Annotated in this window: 23 protein-coding genes and 1 riboswitch; of the genes, 14 read left to right on the forward strand and 9 right to left on the reverse strand. The window is 38.4% G+C overall.

What is annotated here, in order from left to right:
• Window positions 1-220: 220 nt before the first annotated feature.
• From AC1M9H_RS10530 to AC1M9H_RS10545, 4 genes are all read right to left on the reverse strand, one after another.
• Window positions 221-733, reverse strand: a complete 513-nt coding sequence (locus tag AC1M9H_RS10530; RefSeq protein WP_481613338.1) for a DUF1543 domain-containing protein — start codon at window positions 731-733, stop codon at window positions 221-223.
• A gap of 14 nt (window positions 734-747) precedes the next feature.
• Entirely contained in the window at window positions 748-1,722 is a 975-nt protein-coding gene (locus AC1M9H_RS10535) for an FRG domain-containing protein (protein ID WP_481613339.1), read from the reverse strand.
• A gap of 70 nt (window positions 1,723-1,792) precedes the next feature.
• Window positions 1,793-3,037, reverse strand: a complete 1,245-nt coding sequence (trpB, locus tag AC1M9H_RS10540) for a tryptophan synthase subunit beta (RefSeq protein ID WP_035265544.1) — start codon at window positions 3,035-3,037, stop codon at window positions 1,793-1,795.
• Window positions 3,018-3,662, reverse strand: coding sequence for a phosphoribosylanthranilate isomerase (locus tag AC1M9H_RS10545; RefSeq protein ID WP_481613340.1), 645 nt, complete (start codon window positions 3,660-3,662; stop codon window positions 3,018-3,020). Before AC1M9H_RS10545 ends, trpB begins: the two co-directional genes overlap by 20 nt.
• A 142-nt stretch (window positions 3,663-3,804) precedes the next feature.
• Window positions 3,805-4,020: riboswitch (cobalamin riboswitch) on the forward strand.
• A gap of 37 nt (window positions 4,021-4,057) precedes the next feature.
• Between AC1M9H_RS10545 and AC1M9H_RS10550 the strand changes: the two genes are divergently transcribed.
• The 8 genes from AC1M9H_RS10550 (at window position 4,058) to AC1M9H_RS10585 (ending at window position 11,666) form a co-directional block, all read left to right on the forward strand.
• Window positions 4,058-5,896, forward strand: a complete 1,839-nt coding sequence (locus AC1M9H_RS10550) for a TonB-dependent receptor plug domain-containing protein (protein ID WP_481613341.1) — start codon at window positions 4,058-4,060, stop codon at window positions 5,894-5,896.
• 96 nt (window positions 5,897-5,992) lie between these two features.
• Window positions 5,993-6,577, forward strand: coding sequence for a cob(I)yrinic acid a,c-diamide adenosyltransferase (locus AC1M9H_RS10555; RefSeq protein WP_481591709.1), 585 nt, complete (start codon window positions 5,993-5,995; stop codon window positions 6,575-6,577).
• A gap of 139 nt (window positions 6,578-6,716) precedes the next feature.
• The gene (locus AC1M9H_RS10560; RefSeq protein WP_180028285.1) at window positions 6,717-7,430 is read left to right on the forward strand and encodes a glycerophosphodiester phosphodiesterase; all 714 of its coding nucleotides are present in this window, start codon (window positions 6,717-6,719) and stop codon (window positions 7,428-7,430) included.
• A 230-nt stretch (window positions 7,431-7,660) separates the two neighbouring features.
• Complete coding sequence (locus AC1M9H_RS10565; protein WP_035265557.1) at window positions 7,661-8,827, forward strand: acyl-CoA desaturase; 1,167 nt, start codon at window positions 7,661-7,663, stop codon at window positions 8,825-8,827.
• 148 nt (window positions 8,828-8,975) lie between these two features.
• Complete coding sequence (locus AC1M9H_RS10570) at window positions 8,976-10,421, forward strand: protein adenylyltransferase SelO (protein ID WP_481613342.1); 1,446 nt, start codon at window positions 8,976-8,978, stop codon at window positions 10,419-10,421.
• 69 nt (window positions 10,422-10,490) lie between these two features.
• Entirely contained in the window at window positions 10,491-10,859 is a 369-nt protein-coding gene (locus tag AC1M9H_RS10575) for an MmcQ/YjbR family DNA-binding protein (protein WP_481613343.1), read from the forward strand.
• A 218-nt stretch (window positions 10,860-11,077) separates the two neighbouring features.
• Complete coding sequence (locus tag AC1M9H_RS10580; RefSeq protein WP_481613344.1) at window positions 11,078-11,386, forward strand: DUF6988 family protein; 309 nt, start codon at window positions 11,078-11,080, stop codon at window positions 11,384-11,386.
• 16 nt (window positions 11,387-11,402) lie between these two features.
• The gene (locus tag AC1M9H_RS10585) at window positions 11,403-11,666 is read left to right on the forward strand and encodes a DUF6988 family protein (RefSeq protein ID WP_481613345.1); all 264 of its coding nucleotides are present in this window, start codon (window positions 11,403-11,405) and stop codon (window positions 11,664-11,666) included.
• A 147-nt stretch (window positions 11,667-11,813) separates the two neighbouring features.
• On the opposite strand, the gene AC1M9H_RS10590 is transcribed toward AC1M9H_RS10585, so the two are convergent.
• Window positions 11,814-12,500, reverse strand: a complete 687-nt coding sequence (locus tag AC1M9H_RS10590; RefSeq protein WP_092767563.1) for a response regulator — start codon at window positions 12,498-12,500, stop codon at window positions 11,814-11,816.
• A gap of 18 nt (window positions 12,501-12,518) precedes the next feature.
• A complete protein-coding gene (baeS, locus tag AC1M9H_RS10595; RefSeq protein ID WP_035265564.1) occupies window positions 12,519-14,180 on the reverse strand; it encodes a sensor histidine kinase efflux regulator BaeS in 1,662 nt (553 codons plus the stop codon).
• A 133-nt stretch (window positions 14,181-14,313) separates the two neighbouring features.
• Here baeS and AC1M9H_RS10600 point away from each other — a divergent pair, with 133 nt between their 5' ends.
• The 4 genes from AC1M9H_RS10600 to AC1M9H_RS10615 all read left to right on the forward strand — a co-directional run bounded on the left by AC1M9H_RS10600 (window position 14,314) and on the right by AC1M9H_RS10615 (window position 19,664).
• Entirely contained in the window at window positions 14,314-14,940 is a 627-nt protein-coding gene (locus AC1M9H_RS10600) for a hypothetical protein (RefSeq protein WP_481609070.1), read from the forward strand.
• Window positions 14,941-15,250: 310 nt separating this feature from the next.
• A complete protein-coding gene (locus tag AC1M9H_RS10605) occupies window positions 15,251-17,053 on the forward strand; it encodes an acyl-CoA dehydrogenase C-terminal domain-containing protein (protein WP_180028280.1) in 1,803 nt (600 codons plus the stop codon).
• A gap of 170 nt (window positions 17,054-17,223) precedes the next feature.
• Window positions 17,224-19,005 carry an acyl-CoA dehydrogenase C-terminal domain-containing protein gene (locus tag AC1M9H_RS10610; RefSeq protein WP_092767569.1) on the forward strand — a complete coding sequence of 594 codons (1,782 nt, stop codon included), beginning with the start codon at window positions 17,224-17,226 and terminating at the stop codon, window positions 19,003-19,005.
• Window positions 19,006-19,166: 161 nt separating this feature from the next.
• The gene (locus AC1M9H_RS10615) at window positions 19,167-19,664 is read left to right on the forward strand and encodes a phosphate-starvation-inducible protein PsiE (RefSeq protein ID WP_035265636.1); all 498 of its coding nucleotides are present in this window, start codon (window positions 19,167-19,169) and stop codon (window positions 19,662-19,664) included.
• Between the two features lie 33 nt (window positions 19,665-19,697).
• Here AC1M9H_RS10615 and AC1M9H_RS10620 read toward each other — a convergent pair whose 3' ends face one another.
• Window positions 19,698-20,165 carry an RcnB family protein gene (locus AC1M9H_RS10620; protein WP_481613346.1) on the reverse strand — a complete coding sequence of 156 codons (468 nt, stop codon included), beginning with the start codon at window positions 20,163-20,165 and terminating at the stop codon, window positions 19,698-19,700.
• A 199-nt stretch (window positions 20,166-20,364) separates the two neighbouring features.
• On the opposite strand from AC1M9H_RS10620, the gene AC1M9H_RS10625 reads away from it, so the two are divergent.
• Window positions 20,365-20,811: a hypothetical protein gene (locus AC1M9H_RS10625; RefSeq protein WP_092767573.1), complete on the forward strand. Its 447-nt coding sequence runs from the start codon at window positions 20,365-20,367 to the stop codon at window positions 20,809-20,811.
• A 31-nt stretch (window positions 20,812-20,842) separates the two neighbouring features.
• Here AC1M9H_RS10625 and AC1M9H_RS10630 read toward each other — a convergent pair whose 3' ends face one another.
• Both AC1M9H_RS10630 and znuD read right to left on the reverse strand, forming a co-directional pair.
• Window positions 20,843-22,306, reverse strand: a complete 1,464-nt coding sequence (locus tag AC1M9H_RS10630; RefSeq protein WP_481613347.1) for a phospholipase D family protein — start codon at window positions 22,304-22,306, stop codon at window positions 20,843-20,845.
• An 87-nt stretch (window positions 22,307-22,393) separates the two neighbouring features.
• Window positions 22,394-24,541 carry a zinc piracy TonB-dependent receptor ZnuD gene (gene znuD / locus AC1M9H_RS10635; RefSeq protein ID WP_481613348.1) on the reverse strand — a complete coding sequence of 716 codons (2,148 nt, stop codon included), beginning with the start codon at window positions 24,539-24,541 and terminating at the stop codon, window positions 22,394-22,396.
• Between the two features lie 180 nt (window positions 24,542-24,721).
• On the opposite strand from znuD, the gene AC1M9H_RS10640 reads away from it, so the two are divergent.
• Window positions 24,722-25,492 (forward strand): DUF4184 family protein, encoded by a 771-nt coding sequence (locus tag AC1M9H_RS10640; RefSeq protein ID WP_481613349.1) that lies wholly within the window; start codon window positions 24,722-24,724, stop codon window positions 25,490-25,492.
• Window positions 25,493-25,525: the final 33 nt, after the last annotated feature.

Below are 25,525 nucleotides of genomic sequence, written 5' to 3' on the forward strand. Positions count from 1 at the left end.
TAGTAGTTTAATTTTAACGAAGCACAGCATAGCTTTTATTCATCTATCAATAAAATGCGTTTTTTACATATTTAATAGCGGTTTTATTGATATGTAATCACTCAAATCACTGATATATAGACAAACTCTGGATTCTAGCACTTATTCCACATAAAGATTTTATTTGGCTTTTCTTAGCACATAAATTCATATAAATAGTAAATTTGTTCTTTATGAAAAATTATCCGATCGTGATGTATGTATTTTCCCAATACCCTTCTTGAAATTGACCCTCGATCAATTGAATATATCGACCATGAACTTGATCAATGGCAATACAATCATCAACGTCCAAAACCCGATCTGTATGCTGTTTTTGCCAATCTTTTCCAAAGAATGATTTACCACGTTCTTTAGCCGATGCACTATTTAAAGCGGGTACTAATACATAACGATGTAACTCTCCGAACTCATTAACGTGGTACCCACCTAAATTAATCAACCAGAGTTTCATTTCGTTTTCATTAGGAGCTGCATCTGTAAAATGGATTTGGAATTGCTGCTCATTATATTCCACTCCATTTACCTTCGCCCAAGCATCAATATGTAAGCCTTTCTTCTCACCAAACCATGCGGTTTTAAGCTGTGGGTAAGTTTCTTCCAATGTTTCACCTACAGCGAGCACGACATCGTGCACTTCGGTGTTGGCACGCTGATGTCGACCACCGAGCATGACGATAAATAGGCTAGGCATGAGAGGTCCTACTTTTATTGAATTTCTGATAGTTTAAGCTTAAAAGATTCTAAGGCAAAATTATCATTCGCATATTTTGCAGCACCTTCTGCCCCTCCATAAATTAAAGCAGACGTTACATCATAAGCTTCACAATACTTCAAAACTTTCTCTACGAACTTTACAGGCAAGGAAATTTTTAAGAGCATTTTTTCAACTCTTTTCTCAGCTATAAGCTCATCAAGTAATTTAATCTCTTGAAATCTTCTATTTTCTTCATTCCAAGTTAAACTTTGGCTGTTTCCAAGTTTTTGACGAATAAGTGTAAAACATCCATCTTGTGCAGAAATATTTCGATTCAGCCCTTTAGGAACTTCCACCATTTCAAAAATAGGTTCTGCACTACCTTGATTAAGTAAGCTCTTCTTGTCAGGGTTTAAAATCCATAAGGACATCCAGCCAGCGTAATTAAATTTCTCTTTATTTTTCTCACTTATAAAACTATCAAGGACTCCTTTAACCATAAAAAAGCTAGCAACTAACGGACTCTTTGACCAATCTAACAATTCGGTCGGTATTCCGTAATGCTGAGCAAATGCAAGAAACTCATATAAATCGTCAGGTGGAGCGTAGGCGCTATTTAAAAAAATCTTATCAATTAGACTCGAATCAATGTTGCGATTAAGCAATTCTTCTCTCAGGTGTTTTGAATCCGATGGAATTTGAATTCCATTTTGATCACAGCCTTTTATAAATGTCTTTATTCTTAACAATTGTGCATTGTATAAGTTATGAAAAGCGTCAGAATAAATTTCAAAAGTCTGATCATTCCGAAATAAACTAGGTTGTAATAACCAATTATGATCTTGTTGACCACGATATAAAAGGTTAGCTGAGCAACTATCAAGATAATCTTTCAAATTTTCTTTATCTGGCCGAATTAATTCAATAAATTCCTCATAAGACTCGATGAATACTTCAACATAACCCTGCTTTTTTTCTTGTCTCATTTCATTCCCCCATTTTCTTTTTATAAAAATAAAGCCCCTACCAAGGAGCTTTATTTAATGCTGTTTTACATCACATCTCTACCATTTCCACGCCATCAATGCGTGCAACTGTCATTAAGTCTTTATCACCACGACCTGAAACCGTCGCAATAATAATTTGATCTTTAGACATCGTTGGAGCCAACTTAGTCACATATGCCATCGCATGCGAACTTTCAAGTGCAGGAATAATACCTTCAATTTTAGTTAAGTCGCGGAAGCCTTGTAATGCTTCATTGTCATTAATTGGAACATACTCAACACGCTTCATATCTTTTAAGAAGCTATGCTCTGGGCCTACACCAGGATAATCCAAACCTGCTGAAATTGAGTGTGTTTCAATAATCTGACCTTGTGCATCCGACATAAGATAAGTGCGGTTACCATGCAGCACACCAACATGACCAGCATTTAATGGAGCAGAGTGTTTACCAGTTTCAATACCGTAACCAGCAGCTTCGACACCGTACATTTTCACATCTTGATCATTCAGGAATGGATAGAACAAGCCCATCGCATTTGAACCACCGCCGACACAAGCAACCAGTGCATCTGGTAGACGACCTGCTTGCTCTTGAATTTGACGGCGAGCTTCACGACCAATGATCGATTGGAAATCACGTACCAATTGAGGATATGGATGTGGACCTGCAACTGTACCAATCACGTAATAAGTAGAATCGACATTTGTTACCCAATCACGCATGGCTTCGTTCATGGCATCTTTTAATGTTTTAGAACCACTTTCGACAGGAACAACAGTCGCGCCCAATAAACGCATACGATATACATTCATCGCTTGGCGTTTCACATCATCTGCACCCATGTATACAACACATTCAAGCCCTAAACGCGCTGCGATGGTCGCTGTTGCCACACCATGTTGACCTGCACCAGTCTCAGCAATAATACGTTTTTTGCCTGATAACTTTGCCAGCAAAGCCTGACCAATCGTGTTATTTACTTTATGGGAGCCAGTATGGTTCAAGTCTTCTCGTTTTAGATAGATTTGTGCACCACCCAACTCCTTTGACCATCGCTCAGCATAATAAAGCGGACTTGGACGACCTACATAAAAAGCGAGGTCACGGTCGAATTCTGCCAAAAACTGTTCGTCATTTTTCATTCGGAAATACAGTTGCTCTAGATCTTCTAGTGCAGCCATTAGAGTTTCTGACACAAAACGTCCGCCATGGATACCGAAATGCCCTTTTGCATCAGGGTATTGGGTATAGTCAATCACTTGATCTTGTTGATTAACGGTTTGCTGATCCACGATGGACTCCTTGCATAAAGCGTTCTACGAGTTGTTGGTCTTTTATACCTTTTGCGGACTCTACACCGCCGCTCACATCCACAGCATATGCTTGTGTTGTAAGAATTGCTTGCTCGATATTGTCAGGGTTTAGTCCTCCTGCCAAGATCAATGGAATATTTAATTTTGGAAATGTTGTCCAATCAAAGCTGTGGCCTGTTCCGCCCTTTAAATCTGGATGCCATGCATCCAACAACACAGCACTCGCACCAAACTTTTGATATTTATTGATTTCTTCAACGATATCTAGTTCTGGTTTTACTTGAATTGCTTTATACCAGCGGCGACCCACTGCTTGAGCAATTTGTTTGCACTGTTCTGGACTTTCATCGCCATGAAACTGCAAAATATCTAAAGGGACTTTTTTAAGTATGTTTTGGATCTCTTTGGCTGAACTATTAACAAATAATCCAACTGATTGCACATAAGCAGGAATCGCTTGAACCAACAGTGATGCTTGCTCAACATCTACGTGTCTTGGACTTGGTGGAAAAAACACAAATCCTATGGCATCCGCACCAGCTTGCACAACAGCTTGGACATCTTCTAATCGGGTAATTCCGCATATTTTTGCACGAGTTCGCATCTATTCTAGCTCTAATCCACCCTCATCATAGCCGATCTATCATTTTTGGGCGCTTCATTGTAAAGCAATTTTTTCATCTTGCGTAAAGTTCACTCAGAATATTCGGTGTGAAGATTGTTTAAATGAGAAGCGCTCTTTATACTGCGCTCAAATTGCAACAAGTCAAAGCAATCGCTTTAGGGAAGTTGGTGAAAATCCAACACTGCCCCCGCAACGGTAAAAAATGAAAAGCATTTCTCAATAGATTTCTGATTTTTAGAGATCTACACCACTGCATGTCATATGTGGGAAGGTGGAAATGTAAGTAATCCAGTTACTACATTTGAGTCCGGATACCTGCTTGTTGTGTTCTTCCACTCAATCATTCACGGGGAAGTGAATGTATGGAGCACGTTATGTCTATTCAATGTCAACCAACAGCTTTGGTTGGTGCAATCGCTATTGCGATGGGTTTTACTACATCAGTTTTTGCTCAAGAACAAACAACTTCTAATGCAACTTTAGAAACTATTGTAATCACAGCTACTCGCTCAGAAGAAAAGCTTGAAAACGTACCTGCACGTATTTCAATTATCCAGCCACAGATTCTCGAACAGTCACCAATTAAAGCTCTGCCAGACCTACTTAAAACAGATCCTAGCATTAACGTGGTTCAATCTGGCGGTTACGGTCAACAAACTTCAATTTTTTTACGAGGCACGAATTCAAATCAAACTCTAGTGCTACGTGACGGCGTCCGCTTAAATACAGCGACAACTGGTGCTGCCTCGATTCCATTTTTAGACACCACCGATCTTAAACAAATTGAAGTTCTAAAAGGTCCAGCATCTGTACTTTATGGAACTGATGCAATTGGAGGGGTGGTTCAATTTGTCACGCGCACACCAGAAAAAACTACAGCTTTTATTACAGGTGAAATTGGTGAAAATAACACCTATAAATCGATTGTTGGCGCAGATTTAGCTGAAAATGGCATCTATGCACAAGTTCGAGGTCAAATATTAGAAACTGACGGTACGCCAGTATTTAATATGAATGATAAACGTAACTATAGCTTTGATCAAAAAGGTTATAGTGCCAAGTTTGGTATAGATCAAAAACGTTATGCTGCATCTTTAGATTTCAGTCAGAACTCAGGAAATGGGGAATACAACAACTGGGGTACATTCTCAAGTCAAGATTTTGAAAATGAAATCATAAATGCAAAGGGACGCATTAACCCAACTGATCAGCTTGAAGTTCATGCACGTTTATCCCAATTTAAAGATGATTTGGAGCAAGTAACTTCTAATAGTTTTGTACACAGTACGACTCAAGAGGCTGAGCTTTATAGCAAATGGAATTTTGTACCAGCCCAAAATATTCTAGTTGGTGTGACCCAACGTAATACTGAAGCTAAAACCGATGCATTAAACGAAGATATTAATTCAACAGGTTACTATATTCAGCATCAATATCAAGCCGATGGCTTGAGTACGCAAGCTGGCATCCGCTTAGAAGACAATGAAAAGTTTGGTTCACACACAGTCATGCAGGGTGCACTCAGATACCAATTGCTTCCTACAACAAGTATTTACACCAATATTGGCACTGCATTTAAAGCACCTACATTAAATGATCTATATGCCTATGGTGGTAATGAACAACTTAAGCCAGAAGAAAGCATTTCTTATGAAATTGGTATTGATCAAAAACTCCCACTTAATATTTCATTGGGTGCTTCTGCTTTCTATACCAAAGTTGATAATCTAATTAATTCAATCTGCGTCAGTACTTGTGATGGCGATTGGGTGAATACGTTCCCAACTTACCAAAACCAAAACGTTGATAAAGCACAAATGACAGGCGGTGAATTGACAGCACAGTGGACAAATGATCAGTACTTTATCAATGCAGGCTATACATATATCAAAACTGAAGATACTGAAAAAAATACTGAGTTATTACGTCGTCCTCGTCAATCAGTTACTGTTTCAGCAGGTTTACAAAATGCAAATTATGGTTTAAGTGCTTCGCTCGTTGCCAAATCAAAAGCAAAGGATTTTAGCCAAGATATTCCAGGATATGCTCGAGTAGACTTAAATGCATTCTGGAACCTTAACCCGCATGTAAAACTGTTTACCAATATTGAAAACGTTGGTGATGTGAACTATAAAACTGTTCACAGTGCTGGTGAGCAATATTATGTCAATGGTGGACGTTTAGCTTCTGCTGGTGTGACATTCAGATACTAAGCATTCTTTGACTCATAAATACTTTTGAGAATCATGTCATGCCTATGGCATGATTCTTTTCATATCTAGCACTTAAAAAAATTTAAAGGAAACCTCATGGGTCACCGTTTAAGTAAAATTTATACCCGCACGGGAGATACGGGCACTACCGGACTAGGCGATGGTTCACGTGTACCTAAAGATGATTTACGTATCGATGCGTTAGGTGATGTCGATGAACTCAATGCGACCATTGGTGTATTACGTTCGTACATTGCTTTAAGTAGCATTGAAGACAAAGCTCAATGGGATAAATCACTCAGTCTGATTCAACATTGGTTATTTGATTTAGGCGGCGAAGTCTGCATTCCTGGATTTAACTTGGTTCAACCAGTATGTATTGAATTTTTAGAAAATGATATTGATCGTATGAACGAAGCATTACCCATGCTAAAAGACTTTATTTTGCCAGCTGGTACATTAGTCTGCAGTTTTGCTCATCAAGCACGTGCTGTCTGCCGTAGAGCTGAACGTAGCGTGATGTCTGTTCATCAACGTGATCAAAATATCCAAGCCACATCATTACAACTTTTGAACCGCTTATCTGATTGGTTATTCGTCGCATCTCGTACCTTACAACGTGCTGAAGGTGGCTCAGAAGTGCTTTGGCAAAAGAATATCAATGAGACAATTGAGCCCTGACCTTAAAAGTGTAAAAAAGGTCTGCATGTTGATTGCCCCATCCACTTAAAATGCTTTTTTAATCAAAATTTTGATTAAAAATCGTCATATTTCATTCATGATTTAGCACTAAAATCACCCTGAAATTTCAGGGTGTTTTATGAAAATAATTGGTCATCGTGGTGCGCGTGGGGAAGCACCTGAAAACACCCTCGGTGGATTTCAATATATTCAAGATATTGGTATCCGCGCTGTAGAATTTGACGTTCGTCAACTCAAAGATAATGCGCTGATCGTGATGCATGATGATGACTTTATTCGTACTACAGGCCAAGCTAAACATTTATACGAATGTGATGAGCAAGATTTAGCGCAGTATAATCATGCCGTAACGTGGTCTGAATGGAATAAAGTCGAAGCTACGCCTCTACTCGATCAAACCCTCAAAATTATTCATAATTTTAATCATATTGAAGTTGAGGTCAAAGCTGTTGAATCGATGAAGGCCGCAGAAAAGATTGTCGAAGCCTTAGATCAACAATTAATAGGCTTTGAAGATTCCGCCATTATCACCAGTTTCGATCCTAAAATTCATCAAGCCCTTCAACAGCAAAAATCAAGGTTTAAGCGTGGATTACTGGTTGAAACCGATATAAAGCATGCAGCCATTGATCAAGCTTTGAAATTTGAATGTTGTCAAATTGGTTGGATGAACGAACTTGCTACAAATGAGATCATTGCCTCCACACTTTCCGCAAATTTAAATATTAGTATTTGGACAGTCAATCATATAGATCGTGCTAAACAGCTTAAGGATTTAGGAGTTCAAGGCTTAATTACTGATTATCCCAAGTTAATGATGTCTCACCTATAATATTTTCAAATTCAAAAACTTATTTGATTATTTTTTCTAATTTATTTTTAGAAATTCGTCCAAAGTCGAATTTATACAATGATGTATTCTGTTACGGTTTAAACAATACAACTGTACAATAATGCTAGTGAACACATGTTCGCCCATGTTAGTATTAACGAGTCTAACCTCACAAATTTGTGAGTGGATTTAGTTTTAACCTATTAAAGGTTCTAGGAGTGCTGTTGGAGATGAATGCTCCCCTACCCAAAGCCCCAATCAACTGGATTGCAGTATTTGCATTGGTGTTTTTACCTATTGTCGCCGTTATTGCGATTCCACTTTATGCTTATCATCATGATTTCTCGCTTGCTGCGTGGATCAGTATGTTTGCGCTGTTGGGTCTGAGCAGTCTTGGCATTACCGCAGGTTATCACCGCTTATGGGCACATCGTGCTTATGAAGCGACTGTACCACTCAAAATCATTTTAATGATTATGGGAACCTTTGCTGTACAAAACAGCATTTTGTATTGGGCCTCAGGTCACCGTACCCATCATCGTCATGTTGATGATGTAGAAAAAGATCCCTACTCAATTAACAATGGCTTCTGGTACGCGCACATCGGTTGGATGCTACGCAACTATCCAGCAGCTGAAGCAAATTACAAAAACGCCCCTGATTTATTGGCTGACAAAATTGTCATGTTCCAAGATAAATATTACATCCCTCTCGTGATTGTCGTTCATGCCGCTATTCTTCTTCCTATTGGATGGGCAGTTGGTGATGTCTGGGGAGTATTATTGTTGGGTGGTTTAATGCGCTTAATTTTAAGCCATCATGTGACTTTCTTTATCAACTCGCTATGCCATATGTGGGGCAAACGTCCGTACACAGATGAAAATACTGCACGTGACAACTTTGTTCTTGCTATTGCGACTTGGGGTGAGGGTTATCATAACTACCATCATATCTTCCAATACGACTATCGCAATGGCGTAAAATGGTGGCAGTATGACCCAACTAAATGGTTGATCTGGACGTGTTCAAAACTAGGGCTCGCAAAAAACTTACGACGTATTCCAAGTTTTAATATTAAAAAAGCTGAGCTTGCAATGAAGTTTAAATATGCCCAACAAGATCTCGCTGTTTACGGCCATAACGTGAATGATGATATCGTGACAGTTAAAACAAAAATTGCTCAAGAATATGAAGCATTTACGCAAACTTTAAATGATTGGGCGAAGCTTAAAGAGCAAGAAATTAATGCCAAAAAAGCAGCTGTTGCTGAAAAAATCCACCTAATGGATAGTAAACTGAAAGTTGAATTCCAATTGGTTGAACAACGTTTATCTCATCATAGAGAGACATTGAACTTATTGGTTCGTAATTTAAAGAAATCACCAGTATCTGAATAACTCATTCAAGAGACTCTTCAGTTACTCCAAAGCTCCGTTGATCGGGGCTTTTTTTATTTTTTCGATACCATTTCCAATGTAGCAGTCACAGTTTTATGTATCGAATTTTGCTATAGTCAAAGTTGTTCATCACATTTTGAAAAATTATATGCAGTTCAATTCTCGCTATAACACACTACCTGCTCGACTGTATCATCATCAACAACCTCTTCCGCTAAAAGGGGCTAAACCTGGTCATTTTAATGAAGCACTTGCAGATGAGTTACTGTGGACTCAAGAAGATAAGATGAACTGGGTAGAAATCTGTAGCGGGCAAAAAACTTTTGCTGAGTTTGAACCTTTGGCGATGGTATACGCGGGTCACCAATTTGGACAATGGGCTGGACAGCTTGGTGACGGTCGCGGTTTACTCATTGCTCAAATCCTGGATCAAAATAACAACACGGTCGATTTACATCTTAAAGGTGCTGGCTCTACCCCCTATTCTCGGAGAGGCGATGGTCGTGCAGTGTTACGTTCCGTTATTCGTGAATATTTGGCTGGACACGCCCTCAATGCCCTAGGTGTTCAATCCAGTAATGCGATTGGTTTTGTATCATCAGATCAAGGTGTACAACGAGAAAAACTTGAACGTGGCGCGATGATGTTGCGTACGTGTGATACACATATTCGCTTAGGTCACTTTGAGTGGATTAATCAATTTCAGCCAGATCTACTGCAAGAATTTACACAAAAGTGCATTGAATGGCACTACCCTGAATGTTTGGAGACAGAACAACCTGTTCTTTCTTTTGCAACTCAAGTCATTCAACGTACTGCGATCATGATCGCCAAGTGGCAACTGATTGGTTTTGCGCACGGGGTCATGAATACTGACAACCTGAATATTACCGGCTCAACTTTAGATTTCGGACCTTATGGTTTTATGGAGCGTTTCCGTCCTAATTGGATCAACAATCATTCTGATTACCAAGGACGCTATACGTATCAGAACCAGCCGAGTATCGGGCACTGGAATTTATGGACTTGGTTAAATAGCCTCATTCTTCTCTGTCCAGAAAATTATGATCGAGAGCAATGGAAACAAGACTTGTCTTCCTGTTTAGAACACTATGAACCAACGTTCCTGGAGCACTATAAACTTGGTTTAAGTCAAAAAATGGGATTACCAAGTTTTCATAAAGATAGCTTTGATTGTGCAATGGCTTTCCTACATATTTTACAAACAGAGCAACTTGATTACACCCAAAGTTTTATTCGTTTACAGAATAAAGCGTATGAACAAATCAAAGATGATTGCCTTGATCGTATCGCATTTGAGCGGTTTCTTCACCAATATCTCTCAATACGAGAAAATCAAGACACTGACGATCTCGATCAAGCGATGTTAACAGCCAATCCACACTACGTTCTACGAAACCATATGGCACAGAAAGCAATTGAACTTGCTGAACGTGATGATTTCTCTGAAGTTGATCGCTTGTTCAAACTTCTTCAAACACCATACACCAAACAAGAACGTCTTGAACAACCAGAAGACTTAGGCCCTTTAGCTAGTGATGTCCCTGAAATTCAAGTCAGTTGTTCATCATAAGTTATTCACAAACCTCTCTCATTCTGTGGATAATTTAATCATTATCCACAATACCCATTCGTTTTTAATATGCATTTACATCAATTGGCAGCATCACAAGCTTTAAAACTTCCTGAAGTCACTGTCAGTCAACCGTTTGGTGAGGGATGTGATGTTTATAAAATTATGGATAAAGTCTTTTTGCTCGCATTTCACTTACAAGGCAAAGCTGCGATTAATGTAAAAGTCGAACCAGATCATGGACATATGTTAAAAGATATTTATCCTTATATTCGATCTGGATGGCACATGAATAAACGACACTGGGTTTCAATCTATGATGAATCTGAATTGGATGAAGAGCTTATCGAAGATTTGATCTCCAATTCCTATAATCTTGTGGTATCGAAGCTTAAAAAAGCCGAACAAAAGCATATCGCTTTACTCAGAGTCATTTAAATAAAGTTAAAAATTGCTTTTCTATAACAATAATTACGCTAAATTAATAAATAGTAGTAATACGAAAAACTTATTCTATATTTGGGTTATATCATTACAACTCTATGAGTACGATATTCATTATGGATATAGAACAACTTTTTGGATTATCAACTCAGATGATCTTAGAGCTAAAACAATAAATTATTAATAGTGACATTATCGATTGTGGGCCGCGTTTGGACTTAGTTAAACAATGTATTTACATCTCATTTGAGCATGGGCTTGGAGTAAGTGGTTTATTATCTTCAAATCTACCAACACAAGCTATGATTTTACTTAGATCACAATTTGAAGCTGTAGTCAGAGCATATTGGTTATTATTTCTTGCAAGTAATCATCAAATATCAAAATTGCAATTTAGTTACACATTTGAAGAGCAATTTGAATCCGACACATGTCCAATGATTTCTGAAATGCTTGATAAGCTTGGTGCTGCAAACTTACCTGCTCAGCCAATAATTTTGGTGGCTATTCACCCTTTGTGATTTCAAAAAATATCATTTGAAGCAACTTAACTCCATAGTACATACTGTAAAACAGTCATTTACTAGAGATGTTATGGGATATGAAGATGAGATGCTGATCACCTTGATGCGCCAATCAAATAACTTAATAACCGTAGCTGCACAGATAATGTTAAAACACACAGTTCCTGATAAACAAAAATATATTAGTGTTTTGATCGAAAAATATAGATATTGCTTTTATATGGTTGATGATGTTGATCCTATAGTAAAAGCTAGAGTCGAAGCTTACTTTAAATAAAAATACGATAGCCACCTCTAATAAGCTCATATCCTAACAAAGTTACATGAAAGTTGCATATGAAATGGCCAATTGTAGAGACCCTAACCAAAACCAACGCACCAAAAAAAAGCGAACTTCTAGATTCGCTTTTTTTATCACAAAGAATCAATCTTCAGGATATTCGAAACGATATCCCACCCCATAAACAGCTTGAACCCATTCATGGCGATTACCTGTTTCCGCGGCATCCGAGATTTTACGGCGCAAGTTTTTGATATGGCTATCAATCACACGATCTGCCACTTCAAAACTGTCTGGGTTGATATGATCCAATAATTGCGCACGAGAGTACACCTGACCTACGTGTTCTAAAAATAATTCAAGAAGTCGAAATTCTGTAGGTGTCAAATTTAAAGATTTGTTTTGATACCAAATTCGTTGTTGACCTTTGTCCATACGGAATAAATTATTTTCTTCAGGTTCTGCTTTACGATCTAAACGTCGCAACACTGCTTGAACACGAGCAACTAACTCTTTAGGGCTAAATGGTTTACAAACATAATCATCCGCCCCCATATTCAAACCAAGTACACGATCAATCTCTTCCGTTCGTGCTGTCACCATGATAATAGGCAAATCAGACTGCTCACGGACTTTACGGGTGATCGTGAGACCATCCATACGAGGTACCATCAAATCTAAAACCATTAGACTTGGTTTACGTTGTAAAAAGCTATCATAAGCCTCTTGACCATCGTGAAACATACTGACTTCAAAGCCAGCTGCTTCAAGATAATCTCGCACCAATTGAGCAAGTTCTACTTCATCTTCAACCAGCATCACATGTTTCATATGTCACCCTTCTTCAATTTAAAACGATTTCTTTGGAAATGTAAGGATGCAGCGCAATCCACCCAATGGTGAGTGGTCAAACTTCAAGGAGCCCTTCATGCCTTGTGCAATTTTGCACGATAATGCTAGACCTAATCCAGTTCCGCCAGTACTACGTGTTCTAGAATCATCCGCTCGATAGAAACGCTCACCTAAATGAGCCAATTGCTCATCAGTAAGACCTAATGGGCTATCGTCAACAATCACCGACCAAGTCTTATCGTTTTCGATCGTATGCACATGAATTCTTCCACCGGCTTCCGTATAGCGAATAGTATTACCGAGTAAGTTGACCATAATTTGTTTAAAACGATCTACATCTAATTGTAATTTCGTTCCATGCCCCTCTGCGCTAATCGTGAGATCGGCTTGTTCAAATTTAGGTTTGAAATTTTCAATCTCATTTAACACGACACTCCAAGGGTCAATTTCATTGAAATCAAAATTGAGTTGTTGTGCTTCAGCTTGTGCTAACGCAGCCAAATCTTGTGTTAATTTTTTCAGACTCGAAACTTGTGCCAACATTGAAGCAAAATGTTCAGGCGTTGGTTTACGTATTCCATCTTGCATTGCTTCAATTTGTGCTTGCAAAACAGCCAGCGGCGTTTTTAACTCATGCGAAGTGTCTGCAACCCACTGCTTTCTAGAGTTTTCATGCTGATCTAGAATCACAGCTAACTGATTAATTTCAGTCGAAAGATCGCCAAGCTCATCGTTACGATTTACTTTCACCTGATGCTGAAAATTCCCTTTGGTTAATTCTCGTGTTGCATTTAATAAGCGTTGAATTGGCTTTCTAAAATAAGTTGCTAATAATAAGGCAGCAACCAAACTCGAAATAAATGTCAGAATATATATTAAAAATAAATAACGCTTTTGATTGCTAAAGAAATTAATACTTAAAGCATCATCTTGATCTAAAACAGGTCTTAGCCCGAGATACCCCACAATATTTCCATCAACTGTGATCGGTCGATACGACACCATATTCTCTGATGGTTCACCCAAGATAAACTGTTGTTTTGCATCATATAAGGAAAGTCTAGAACTTAAACCCAAGTGATCAGACATAGATATAAATAGTTTCTTGCCCTGCTGGTATTCAGAAGTTCTCAAACTAGAAAGCTTATTTTCATGTGATTTATCAGAACTGTTCGTGGTTCTTGTCTGATTCTGATTTGAACTTAATGGGAAACGCAATCCTTCAAATGGCTGAAATGCAGAAGGTAAATTTTCTTCTAAGACTTTCAGCTCTTCTGGACTAATAGTTTGCGTTCTTTGTGACTCAATTTCGCTAATTAATGTATGCTCTTTGAAATAACGCTGTTGCAATGCAATATCATATTGGCGACGTAACCACCAACGTGATAGTCGATCATAATCATCGGGTGCAGCTTCACCTTCAATTTGTAAAATCTGAGCTTGAACGGCATTGCCCCAATCTTGATAAACAGAGAATACGCCCGCTAAATTATCGATCAGATGATCAAGCTTTTGCATTTCTACATCAGCTACATATTTGGTGAAGTTTTTTTGCATCGTCCAATGCAGCACACTTAAGCTAACCGTCGTAATGAGCAATGTCGTTAACAGTACTGTAAAAAATAAGCGTAGTGCGATTGGTACGCGACGTATATTCAAATTGAACTCACATTATTTCTTCGTTTTTCAGTATTGTATCTAACACTGATTCAAAAAACTCTCCATTGTTTCTTCATCTTTATTATTTAATCTTTACCTATACCGAATCCAAACAACTTTGGGGATAAACATAATGAAAGCGATGAACAAAATTGTATTGGTGACCACTGGTTTAATCAGTATGGGCGCACTTACTGCATGTCAAACAACAACTCAAGCACCTCAAGAAGTTAAAAAGGGTCACTATGATAAAAAACATCATCATAAAGAACGTTTAACACCTGAACAACGCGAGCAATTCAAACAAGCGCGTGCTGACCGTAAAGCGATGATGCAGCAAATTCGTCAAGCATGCGACGGCAAAGTTGTAGGTCAAACTGTTCAAATCAAAACTGATAAACAAAATATTGATGGTACTTGTCATATCCGTTTCATAGCGGATCGTGCTGATATGAAAAAAATGCATGAGCAAGCACGTGCCCAATTTAAAGCTGAAAAGCCAACTTCGGCCCAAGCTAACCGTTCACAAAAAGGTGAACCGCTCACAGATGCCAAACGTGCTGAGCTTGTTCAAAAATTTGATCAACGTTTGATGCAACAGCAAGTTAGTCAAAATGCAAAACTTCAAGCATGCAATGGACAAACTGACGGTAAAAAAGTTCAAATCAAAGTGGGTGAACAGACTATCAACGGTGTATGTAAAGTTTATTTCAAACCAAATCAACCACTCGTTAAACCAGACTTAAAAAAATCCGCATAATTCAATTCAACTCACTACTAAGTGATTGAATATTAAAAAGGCGCATGTTGCGCCTTTTTTTATGTCATAACTTATTACGTTTTTGACTATTCTGTTCACATATAATTCACGAAAAAACTTTATACTCTAAACACTTAGCCAAAATTAATATTTTTTCTTTGACTTTACAGTCACACAGAATATGGCTATAAAACTTGTACCAAGCAATAACTTATTGCACGATGTAATAGAACAAAATAGGTGTCGTAGATGACACGACATTTTTTATTAGGATTATAAATCTGGTTTAACCAGTATTGAGGAACCCGATATGCCACAATACAAAGCGCCCTTACGTGATATGCAATTCGTTTTGCATGAATTATTAAATGCTGAAGAACACTTTTCAAAACTCCCTGCATTCCAAGAAAACGTAAGCCGTGAGTTGGTTGATCAATATTTAGAAGCTGCTGCAGATTTCTGTGAAAACGAATTATCTCCACTCAACCAAGTAGGTGACCGCGAAGGTTGTACTTGGAATGATGGTGTAGTTACTACTCCAACAGGCTTCAAAGAAGCATATAAAAAATATGTAGAATTAGGATTCCCATCTTTAGCTGCTGAAGAACAATATGGTGGTCAAGGTTTACCAAACTCTTTAGGCATTATCATTTCTGAAATGATCGGCTCTTCGAACTGGGCATGGGGTATGTACCCAGGTCTATCTCATGGTGCAGTTCGTACAATTGAGCACCATGGTACGGAAGAGCAAAAAAATACTTACTTACCAAAACTGATTTCAGGTGAGTGGACAGGTACCATGTGTTTAACAGAATCTCATGCGGGTTCTGACCTTGGTATTATCCGCACAAAAGCTGAACCTAATGCAGATGGTAGCTTTGCGATTTCAGGTGAGAAAATCTTTATTTCCGCTGGTGAGCATGACATGGCGGACAACATTGTTCACATCGTTCTTGCGCGTTTACCAGGTGCTCCTAAGGGAACAAAAGGGATCTCATTATTCATCGTACCTAAGTTTAACTTAACTGCTGATGGTGAAGTTGGCGAGCGCAACGCTGTTCGTTGTGGTTCGATTGAACATAAAATGGGTATCCATGGTAACGCAACATGTGTGATCAATTTTGATCGTGCAACAGGTTACTTGATTGGCCCTGAAAACCGCGGTCTGAATGCAATGTTCACCTTCATGAACACTGCACGTATTGGTACAGCTGTACAAGGTTTGTCTGCTGCTGAATCATCTTTCCAAGGTGCTTTGGCATATGCGAAAGATCGTTTAGCAATGCGTTCACTTTCTGGTCCTAAAGCACCTGAAAAAGAAGCAGATCCAATTATTGTGCATCCAGCAGTTCGCAACTTAATCTTAACGCAAAAAGCATTTGCTGAAGGTGGTCGAGCTCTAGTGTACTACCTTGCTCACTATGCTGATATCGTTGAGAAAGGCGCGACTGAAGAAGAACGTAAATTTGCAGATAATATTCTGTCATTATTAACGCCAATTGCTAAAGCATTCTTAACTGAAGTTGGTTATGAAGCTGCAAACAAAGGCGTACAAGTATTTGGTGGTCACGGCTTCATTTCAGAGCATGGTATGGAGCAAATTGTTCGTGATACACGTATTGCTTGCTTATATGAAGGTACCACTGAAATTCAGGCACTTGATTTGTTAGGTCGTAAAGTACTGCAAACTCAAGGTGCGATGTTGAAAGATTTCACCAAAATCATTCACAAATTCGCTGAAGCAAACAAAGATAATGCAGACTTGAAAGAGTTTGTTGAACCTTTGGCTGCACTCAACAAAGAATGGGGCGATTTAACCATGCAGATCGGTATGCGCGCGATGCAAAACCCTGATGAAGTCGGTGCTGCTGCAGTAGATTACCTATACTTCTCTGGTTATGTAACGCTAGCATTCTTATGGGCTCGCATGGCTCAAGTTGCTCAACAACAACTTGCAGCAGGTTCAACTGAAGTTGACTTCTACAATGCGAAAATCACAACAGCTCGCTTCTACTTCAAGAAGATCCTTCCACGCGTTCGCTCACATGTTGACGTAATTGCAGGTGGATTAGAACCATTAATGACTTTGGATGCTGAACATTTTGCATTCTAATGATCCATATTAAATATGTGTAAAAGAAAAAGGACAGTCATAGATTTGGCCGTCCTTTTTCTTTATAAATAAATTCGAGATATTAACCTTTAGTCGTCTAACAAGTCCTAATATGCTTCGATAGACTGCTAAGAACTAAAGATATTTAAACAAAAAAAAGGTGAACGAAAATGCCAATCTATAATGCGCCTCTTACAGATATGAAGTTCATTTTGAATGATGTATTTCAAGCTGAACAATTTTGGCAATCAAATGAGAATTTAGCTCATATTGATGCTGCGACAGCTGAAGCTATTTTAGAAGAGATGGCTAAATTCGCTCAAAACGTAACCCTTCCCCTAAATCGCACAGGTGATGAAGAAGGCGCAACTTATAATAATGGATCTGTTACCACACCAGCGGGCTTTAAAGAAGCGTTCCAACAATATGCAGAAGGTGGTTGGATTGGCTTAGGTGCTGACGAAGAATGGGGCGGTCAAGGCATGCCAAAAATGCTGACTGTGCTTGCAGATGAAATGCTTTTTGCAACCAACCCATCATTTATGCTTTACCCACTTCTTTCTGTGGGTGCGGGTATGGCATTAAATAGCTATGCTTCTCAAGAACAAAAAGAAACCTATCTTCCTAAAATCTATTCAGGTGAATGGTCAGGTACGATGTGTCTCACAGAGCCTCACGCAGGTACTGATTTAGGCATTATTAAAACTAAAGCTGAACGTAATGAAGATGGTACTTACAACATCACAGGTACTAAAATTTTTATTACCGGTGGTGACCATGATTTAGCTGAAAATATTATTCACCTTGTATTAGCAAAAACGCCTGATGCTCCTGCTGGTTCACGCGGTATTTCTCTGTTCATTGTACCTAAATTCTTAGTGAATGAAGATGGTACCTTGGGTGATCGTAACCCTGTAGGCCCTGGTTCTATTGAACACAAAATGGGGATCAAAGCCTCTGCAACATGTGTGATGAACTTTGACGGTGCAAAAGGCTATTTAGTCGGTAAAGAAAACGAAGGTCTTGCTGCAATGTTCGTGATGATGAACTATGAACGTTTGTCCATGGGTATCCAAGGTTTAGGCGCTTCAGAATTTGCTTATCAAAATGCTGCTCAATACGCCACTGATCGCTTACAAGGTCGTAGTGCAACAGGTGTGAAATCTCCGAATAAACCTGCTGATAGTATTCTTGTACACGGTGATGTACGTCGTATGCTCTTAAATGCTCGTGCGAACAATGAAGCATCACGTGCATTTGCAGTATATGTAGGTCAACAACTGGATATTACAAAGTTCTCGACGGATCCAGAAGCAGTTGCAAAAGCAAATAATCGTGTTGCTTTGCTCACACCAATCGCAAAAGCATATTTAACAGACACTGCTTTCAATGCGACACTAGATGCCCAAATGGTCTTTGGTGGTCACGGCTATATTCGTGAATGGGGTATGGAACAATGTATCCGTGATCTTCGTATCTCACAAATTTATGAAGGAACGAACGGCGTTCAATCACAAGATTTAATTGGTCGTAAAACGATTAAATGTAATGGACAATTCATCGCAGAATATATCGAAGAAATTCGTGACTTTGCAAATGCATTAGATGCGGACTTAAATTACATCAAAGATGCCACTCTTGATGCTGCAACTGAACTTGAATCGATTACTCAAGTTGTTCTTGAACGTGCTGCGGAAAATCCTGATTATGCGAATGCTGCTGCGGTGGATTATTTACATGCGGTAGGCTTACTCAGCTTTACCTATATGTTTGCTAAAATTGCTAAAGCTGCGAGTGAAAAATCAGGTGAGTTCTATGAGAACAAATTATCTTTGGTGAACTACTACATCCAACGCGTTTTACCTGAATTAAATACACGTTTAGCTCGCATCAAAGCTAGCTCTGAAATCGTGATGGGATTTAGCGAAGATTACTTCACAAATCAATCATAAGTTTTATCTTAAAAAAGCCTGATTCTTCAGGCTTTTTTTTATCTGAAATTTGCTTATTTTCAAAGCAACTCATAATAGTCTTCCCTGCTTAGGCATAAGATGAGCATGAATTTTGCATCACTCCAATGAAACCATCAGGTTTTTTCAAAGGAGGAGATGTCATGAGTAAAAAAGATATTAGCGTAGAAAAAATCGAATCCTTATTAGATCGTTTTGGAAATCTAGCAGTTGAGAGCTTCCACTATATTGCGCTCTTTATTATTGGCTGCATGGTAATTTGGTCTGCAGGACATACCGTGATTGATATTCTTACGGTAAAACAATATGCAACGATTGATGACATTCTGTTGTTATTTATCTATTTAGAGCTAGGTGCGATGGTAGGTATTTATTTTAAGACCAATCATATGCCCGTCAGATTTCTGATCTATATCGCCATCACTGCCCTGACACGTCTGTTAATTTCAGATATTCAACATGACCATAAAGCTGATATTGATTTAGTCATTATTACAGGATCAATTTTAATCCTAGCATTCGCTATATTGGTCGTGCGTTTTGCTTCTTGGAATTTTCCATCAGTGATCCGAGATAAACACCAAGATAAACCTTTACCACTTGGAAAAACACCACGCCCTGAAGATGATGAGTTGGCTTAGATAAAGATGGCTTAGACAAATTGGATTAAGCATCTAACGATCATTTGGCATCTGGATATATCGACCATTTTGGTATATCCAATGCATTCCAACTTGTGGTGCAGGAAGACCATAACGACGCCAATCTGAAATCAGCATATACTGACTCATTTCAATAGTACCACCCTGCCCATTTACGAAACTTGACTGCTTGCTAGAATATGTCGTCGTGGTCGGTAAAGACTGTTGATAGATCACTGTAATCCCATTCTGCTGCGGATACGCTGGATAAGGAGGATATCGTCGCTGTAATTGAGGTCTATTCTGAGCAAAACGTGGTTGTTGCAATGGGACTGGCTTACTTAGACGATCTGCATTACCAGTATATATTGGAGTCTGTGTTGGTTTTACAGGTCGAACCTTAGAACCTTGGTAATTAGCCCAACTATCTGCAAAAGTATGACTCGTTATTAAAAGAATCACTGAACCCAATAGAGTCTTAACCAATAATGTATTGTTCATCTCTATTACCTCATTCCAAATGTAAGATTACTTTTGTTTTCAACACTCATTCTAAAGCTTAAATATAGATCAATCATGTAGAAATCTTGAACATTATTTAAAATTTTAAATTTAATACTTTAGACCTTTTATTTATCTGCATGAGTCTGTTTGTAAATCTGCTAGACTAACCATTTTTAACTTTGCGAGATTATCCATCGTGCCTGAAATGAGTTTTGATCGCCTGCACCAATTTTTTTGTAAAGTTCCGAGTGTCCAAGAAAACTATATCGATTCTTATGGCACTGATGGTGAACATGCATGGTGGTTTAAATTTCAAATCAATATCGACCATGCCTTAGCTTGGCAAACGGTTCAAGAACTTGGTCATGTATTGAATTACATTTCTAAAAATGAACGCCTACCCACTCAGTTTTTACCAGTGTCTCCTCCACCCTATATGAATGGTGAGGCGAAACAATTCTTATCTTGGGTGATTCAGTGTAATCATCCTGATTTTACGCCAGATGTGGTTTGTGATTGGTTAGAAGCACGTTTACCTCAACCTGTTGAGGATGAGTCTAAGTGGAAAATTAAAACCGACATTAAAGAGCTCGATCAGATTGATGATAAGGAACTCGATAAATTAGTTCCACCGAATCCATAAATGAAAAAATCCCTCTTTAGAGGGATTTTTTTTAGAAGGTTGAGAGACCACTCCATTCCATGAATAGATAAATGGCATATTTCATTTTTGAATCTTCTGCGTATTCTGAGTAATCAACACTCATTTGCTTACCCTCTAAATTCATCCAAGCAGTATCAAAATACTGTACTGCATCTTTAAAAACTTGCTGATTTGAAGAGCCAATAACACGTAAATCAGTTTCTAAATTATAATTTTTCAAATTACGAGCAGTAAAATTAGCCGACCCCAAAATCAGTTCAACCTGATCTGAACTACGCTTAATAATCATTTTTGAATGGCACTGCTCACCTTGTGTATTACACCAGCGTACGTCTATTCCAGCTTTATAGAGCTCTGTCGCGACAGGACGATTTGGAATACCATTTTTAGTACGTCCAAATGCATTTTTGTTCGGGTCTAGTAAAACACGAATTTCAACACCGCGTTGATGAGCTTCAATTAAGGCTTCAATAATTTTTCGCTCTGATAAATAGAACATTGCCAAATCTATTTTTGCATCAGCACCTTGAGCAGATTCAATCAGTTTCAGCAGTTCATCATATATTGCCTTTTCTGTCAGTACTTGCACTTTCGGCAACAGTTTATCTTCTGGTACATCTCCCACAATAACCATTGGAATATTTGCTTTAGAAAATAAAGCCACTGATTGTTCAGTTTTTAAAATATCGACAGCTGTATGCCCTTCGACCACAAGTGCTACATTGGAATGGCGTGAGCTTCCATCATGTGGGTTCATCGAAGTCACTAGTGTTTTCCATCCCTCGGATGTATCTACTACGATGGTTTTACGATGGTTCGCTTTAAAATTAAAAAGATTTAAATAGCTTCGAATGGTAATTTTTTCTTCCCCGAAAGGATTATTTAACCAACCTTTCTCAGCATTATTACCTAAACTCTGACAACAAAAATACCAAATGCCCGACCACAGTGGATTCGATGCGCGTAATGGTGATAAATCTGTTTCTATGACATCAATTCCTGCTTGTCTGAGTTGTCGATAGTGCTCTGGGATTATTCCACCATAAACTGAATTTATAGGATCAGTGATTAATTTAATTTCAATATTCGGTGTTAGACGCTTTTTTTGAATGAGTGCTTGGGTCAGTTCTTGTGTTAAGGCGCGATGTTGATTTTGAGACCGACCAGTTTCAGGATTGAACAGAAACATATCTAACACAATTGTGGTTTGCGCTTGCTCAATAAGATTGAGAATTTCATCAAAAATCTGATGCTGCTGTCGCTGACCCGCCGTATCTATATAAGTTTGGTCTGCTAGGAATTTCACATTTGCATGCCGTAATTTACCGGAATAATTAAGCCCTTCTGGTAATGGTTTATAAATATGATATAGCGCTGAGGCTAAATAGCCGATGGTCAGCATACCGAGAATCAGACCAACATAACGTCGGTTTGACCAATTTAATTTTTGGTGAATTCGTTTAAATAGACGCATAACAAAAAACCTAGTCCGATACTTTCAGACTAGGTTTTAATTTACGTTTTTTCAAGCATTAAACTGTTTTTAACACGTTGAATTAAATTAGAACCCGTATTCAACGCCGACGGTAAAATTACGTCCAATTTGTGGAATATTCGATAAAAATGAATTGTGCGAATAAACCTGATCATCCAACAAGTTATTTGCTTTTAAATAAACCCGATAATCGTTGCGATTGTTTAACTGCCCAGCATAAGACACACCAACATTGACCATGTTATAACCTTGGGTTTCTTTTTCAAAGTCAGCAAATTTATCTTGCGTGAATACATGATAATACTCAGCTAAACCAGACCAACCATCAGCAAAATTGGTTTCCACCTTTGTACCAAGTCGTCCAGCAGGAACACGTGGAGCATTTTCCCCCTCTATCTTGCCTCTTACATAATCACCAAACACACTCACCTTGTAAGTATCATTAATTTGATAGCCTAGCTGAGCCTCAGTTCCATAAAAACGTGCCTTATCCTGCGTATATTTAAGTCCACGTAAATTGCCTTGTTGAGCTACAGTTGCACCATAAATATAGTCTTCAAACCAATTGTGATAAACATGAACATGATAATCGAGCTGATCACCTTCATAATGGACACCTAACTCTAGATTATTTGATGTTTCCTTATCAATATCTGGATTACCTAGCTCATATGTGTTTGTTGCAAAATGAAGACCATCTGCATATAACTCTTGAGCTAGCGGTAAACGTTGTTGATGAGACCCCACTAGAGACAACTTATAATTTGGCGCGAACTCCCAATTAGCTGCAGCTGATCCTGAAACAGCAGTCCCTGAGTAGTTCTTTTGATTGGAATCGACATCAATTTTTTGATGGTCTACACGAGCGCCCAATTCGACATGCACAGGACCAAGCTGTTTATGTTCTAGTGCAAATAAACTGTACTTATTGGTTTTTGTATCCGCCATCAGAACATCATGACTATGACCATGATGTTCATGATCGTGATCACTATGATCATGGTCACCATGATCAACTTCATCATGGTCATGTCCCTCAGGCGCATTAAGTTTTATTTTTTGCTGAGATGCTTGTACACCTACAACACCCTCCCAACCTAACAACGGGATATGAACCAACTCTAAACGACCATCATAGCCCTTACTTTTAAAGTTACTAATAACTTCATTTTCTTCTAGTTCATCATGCTCGTAATCTGTAAAACTTAAATGAGCTCGCAGCTTTTCAAACCCTTTTAATGGATCATTTAATTCAGTTCGTAGATCATAACGCTCAGATTTTAAGTCAACCCATGGACCTGCAGCATTTTCGTGTTCATGGTCGTGCGCTGAATTAGGTGGTGGACAATGGAAATGATCTCCATGCAATTCACATCCATGATATTCATGACTATGACCTGGTAATCCATATTTATCTTGTCGATTACTATATGACAGCCCCACAAAACCTCGATCATGGATCCATGAGCCGCCGACATTAACTGTTTGACCTTCTGAGAAGGTATTTTCTACACGTTTTGCACTTTCACGATGAGACTCTGTCTCACCCTCATGATGATGTTCAGTGAAGTAACCTTTGAAAGGGATATAATCATTGGCTTTATGCTTCGTGCCTTCAACACGAAGTGCAAAATTTTCACCTATAGCGGCCGTTACACCTGCACTTGCAAGTTTTTCATCACTCCCAGAGTTATAGCGGACGCCTACTTGCCCCTCTAGACCATTAGCTGGCATTTGTGTCGGTATTTTTTGATCAGTCACGTTGACTAAACCACCCACAGTTCCAGCTGCGTACAGTAATGTTGAAGGTCCTCGGATAACTTCCACTTGCTTCGCCAAAATAGGATCAACCGTTACGGCATGGTCAGGAGAAAGTGTTGATACATCTGCAGTTTCAGAAGCATGCTGTAAAACTTTTACACGCGGTCCATCTTGGCCACGAATCACAGGACGACTTGCACCTGTTCCATACTGATTAGAATAAACACCCAACTCATCGGCTAACGCATCACCTATGGTTGTTGGTCTTTCGGATAATTTTTTTTGATCAATCACATGATCTGCTACAGCGAAGTCAGCAGCTGTTTGAACCAATGGATGTGCGGTAGAAGAAATTGTATCTAATTGAACATTTTTTTGTTTTTGATCAGCATGTGCTGCGGATGCTATCACTGCCAAGACGGAGGCAGTAATGATATTTTTATGAAAGTTCATACGACAAGCTCAAAATTCGAGAATTTACAATTGTTGTTATAATATAACATTTCAACCAAACTTCAATCATATTTCATTCATTTACCCCAAATTAATTACCTTCATATAATTAAACCAATGGGTTACATATCAATGTTAATCTATAAAATTCTGATAGCATTTTTTTGATATATTTCAGCAATGCCCTTTACAATTTCACATGCTGTACTCGCACCAATTTTGCATAAAGCATCGAAAGGAACACTTCCTATTTCTGCTCTAGCAATTGGTTGCATGGTCCCTGACTTATTTCGTCTTTTTACAGACGAACATATCCAAATCTCACATCAATGGAGCGCATTGCTATATCCCAATTTATTGGTGGGAATGGCATTCTGTCTATTGTGGTATGCACTATTACGACCTACTTTTTTTAGATGGGTTGGTATTTACAATCCCTTAAAACTCTCGAACTTTAGATCTGTCTTTCAATTCTTGGTGCTGATCAATATTTCATTAATCTTGGGTATCAGCAGTCATATCCTTTGGGATGGTTTAACTCATGTTGATTACAGAACCTTTGCTTTTCATGATCTATTAGCTAAGCAAATCAATCTTTTCGGACAACACTACTCCCTCCATCGAATTTTACAGGTTGGTACCTCTATTATCGTTTTGCCCTTTATTTTATGGTTTGCAAAACAATATTTTTGTACTTACCGTCAACCATTCAGAGTAACTCGTTCTATCACTATTTTTGCTGTGGTATCCGTGCTAATTTCAATATTAGGTGGATTATTTGGATTTATTCATTTCAACTCTAATTACAATACAGCCATTTTAAATGACCTATATGGTTACATTGGCTTCTCAATTAATTATTTCTTTAGAGGCTTTCTATTGACGTTTGCGATTTGTGCGCTTGTTTTTCAAATCCTAGATCAATTGGAATTATTCGAAGGATCGTCTTAATTTTAAATTTGTATTAAATAATAGGGCTTTCAT

The organism is Acinetobacter sp. ANC_7512, assembly GCF_056779935.1.

Bases quoted from the DNA above. Each gene is read 5' to 3' on its own strand.
- AC1M9H_RS10530 (WP_481613338.1), bottom strand. From the start codon at position 733: ATGCCTAGCCTATTTATCGTCATGCTCGGTGGTCGACATCAGCGTGCC.
- AC1M9H_RS10535 (WP_481613339.1), bottom strand. From the start codon at position 1,722: ATGAGACAAGAAAAAAAGCAGGGTTATGTTGAAGTATTCATCGAGTCT.
- AC1M9H_RS10545 (WP_481613340.1), bottom strand. From the start codon at position 3,662: ATGCGAACTCGTGCAAAAATATGCGGAATTACCCGATTAGAAGATGTC.
- AC1M9H_RS10550 (WP_481613341.1), top strand. From the start codon at position 4,058: ATGTCTATTCAATGTCAACCAACAGCTTTGGTTGGTGCAATCGCTATT.
- AC1M9H_RS10555 (WP_481591709.1), top strand. From the start codon at position 5,993: ATGGGTCACCGTTTAAGTAAAATTTATACCCGCACGGGAGATACGGGC.
- AC1M9H_RS10560 (WP_180028285.1), top strand. From the start codon at position 6,717: ATGAAAATAATTGGTCATCGTGGTGCGCGTGGGGAAGCACCTGAAAAC.
- AC1M9H_RS10565 (WP_035265557.1), top strand. From the start codon at position 7,661: ATGAATGCTCCCCTACCCAAAGCCCCAATCAACTGGATTGCAGTATTT.
- AC1M9H_RS10570 (WP_481613342.1), top strand. From the start codon at position 8,976: ATGCAGTTCAATTCTCGCTATAACACACTACCTGCTCGACTGTATCAT.
- AC1M9H_RS10575 (WP_481613343.1), top strand. From the start codon at position 10,491: ATGCATTTACATCAATTGGCAGCATCACAAGCTTTAAAACTTCCTGAA.
- AC1M9H_RS10590 (WP_092767563.1), bottom strand. From the start codon at position 12,500: ATGAAACATGTGATGCTGGTTGAAGATGAAGTAGAACTTGCTCAATTG.
- AC1M9H_RS10600 (WP_481609070.1), top strand. From the start codon at position 14,314: ATGAAAGCGATGAACAAAATTGTATTGGTGACCACTGGTTTAATCAGT.
- AC1M9H_RS10605 (WP_180028280.1), top strand. From the start codon at position 15,251: ATGCCACAATACAAAGCGCCCTTACGTGATATGCAATTCGTTTTGCAT.
- AC1M9H_RS10610 (WP_092767569.1), top strand. From the start codon at position 17,224: ATGCCAATCTATAATGCGCCTCTTACAGATATGAAGTTCATTTTGAAT.
- AC1M9H_RS10615 (WP_035265636.1), top strand. From the start codon at position 19,167: ATGAGTAAAAAAGATATTAGCGTAGAAAAAATCGAATCCTTATTAGAT.
- AC1M9H_RS10620 (WP_481613346.1), bottom strand. From the start codon at position 20,165: ATGAACAATACATTATTGGTTAAGACTCTATTGGGTTCAGTGATTCTT.
- AC1M9H_RS10630 (WP_481613347.1), bottom strand. From the start codon at position 22,306: ATGCGTCTATTTAAACGAATTCACCAAAAATTAAATTGGTCAAACCGA.
- znuD (WP_481613348.1), bottom strand. From the start codon at position 24,541: ATGAACTTTCATAAAAATATCATTACTGCCTCCGTCTTGGCAGTGATA.
- AC1M9H_RS10640 (WP_481613349.1), top strand. From the start codon at position 24,722: ATGCCCTTTACAATTTCACATGCTGTACTCGCACCAATTTTGCATAAA.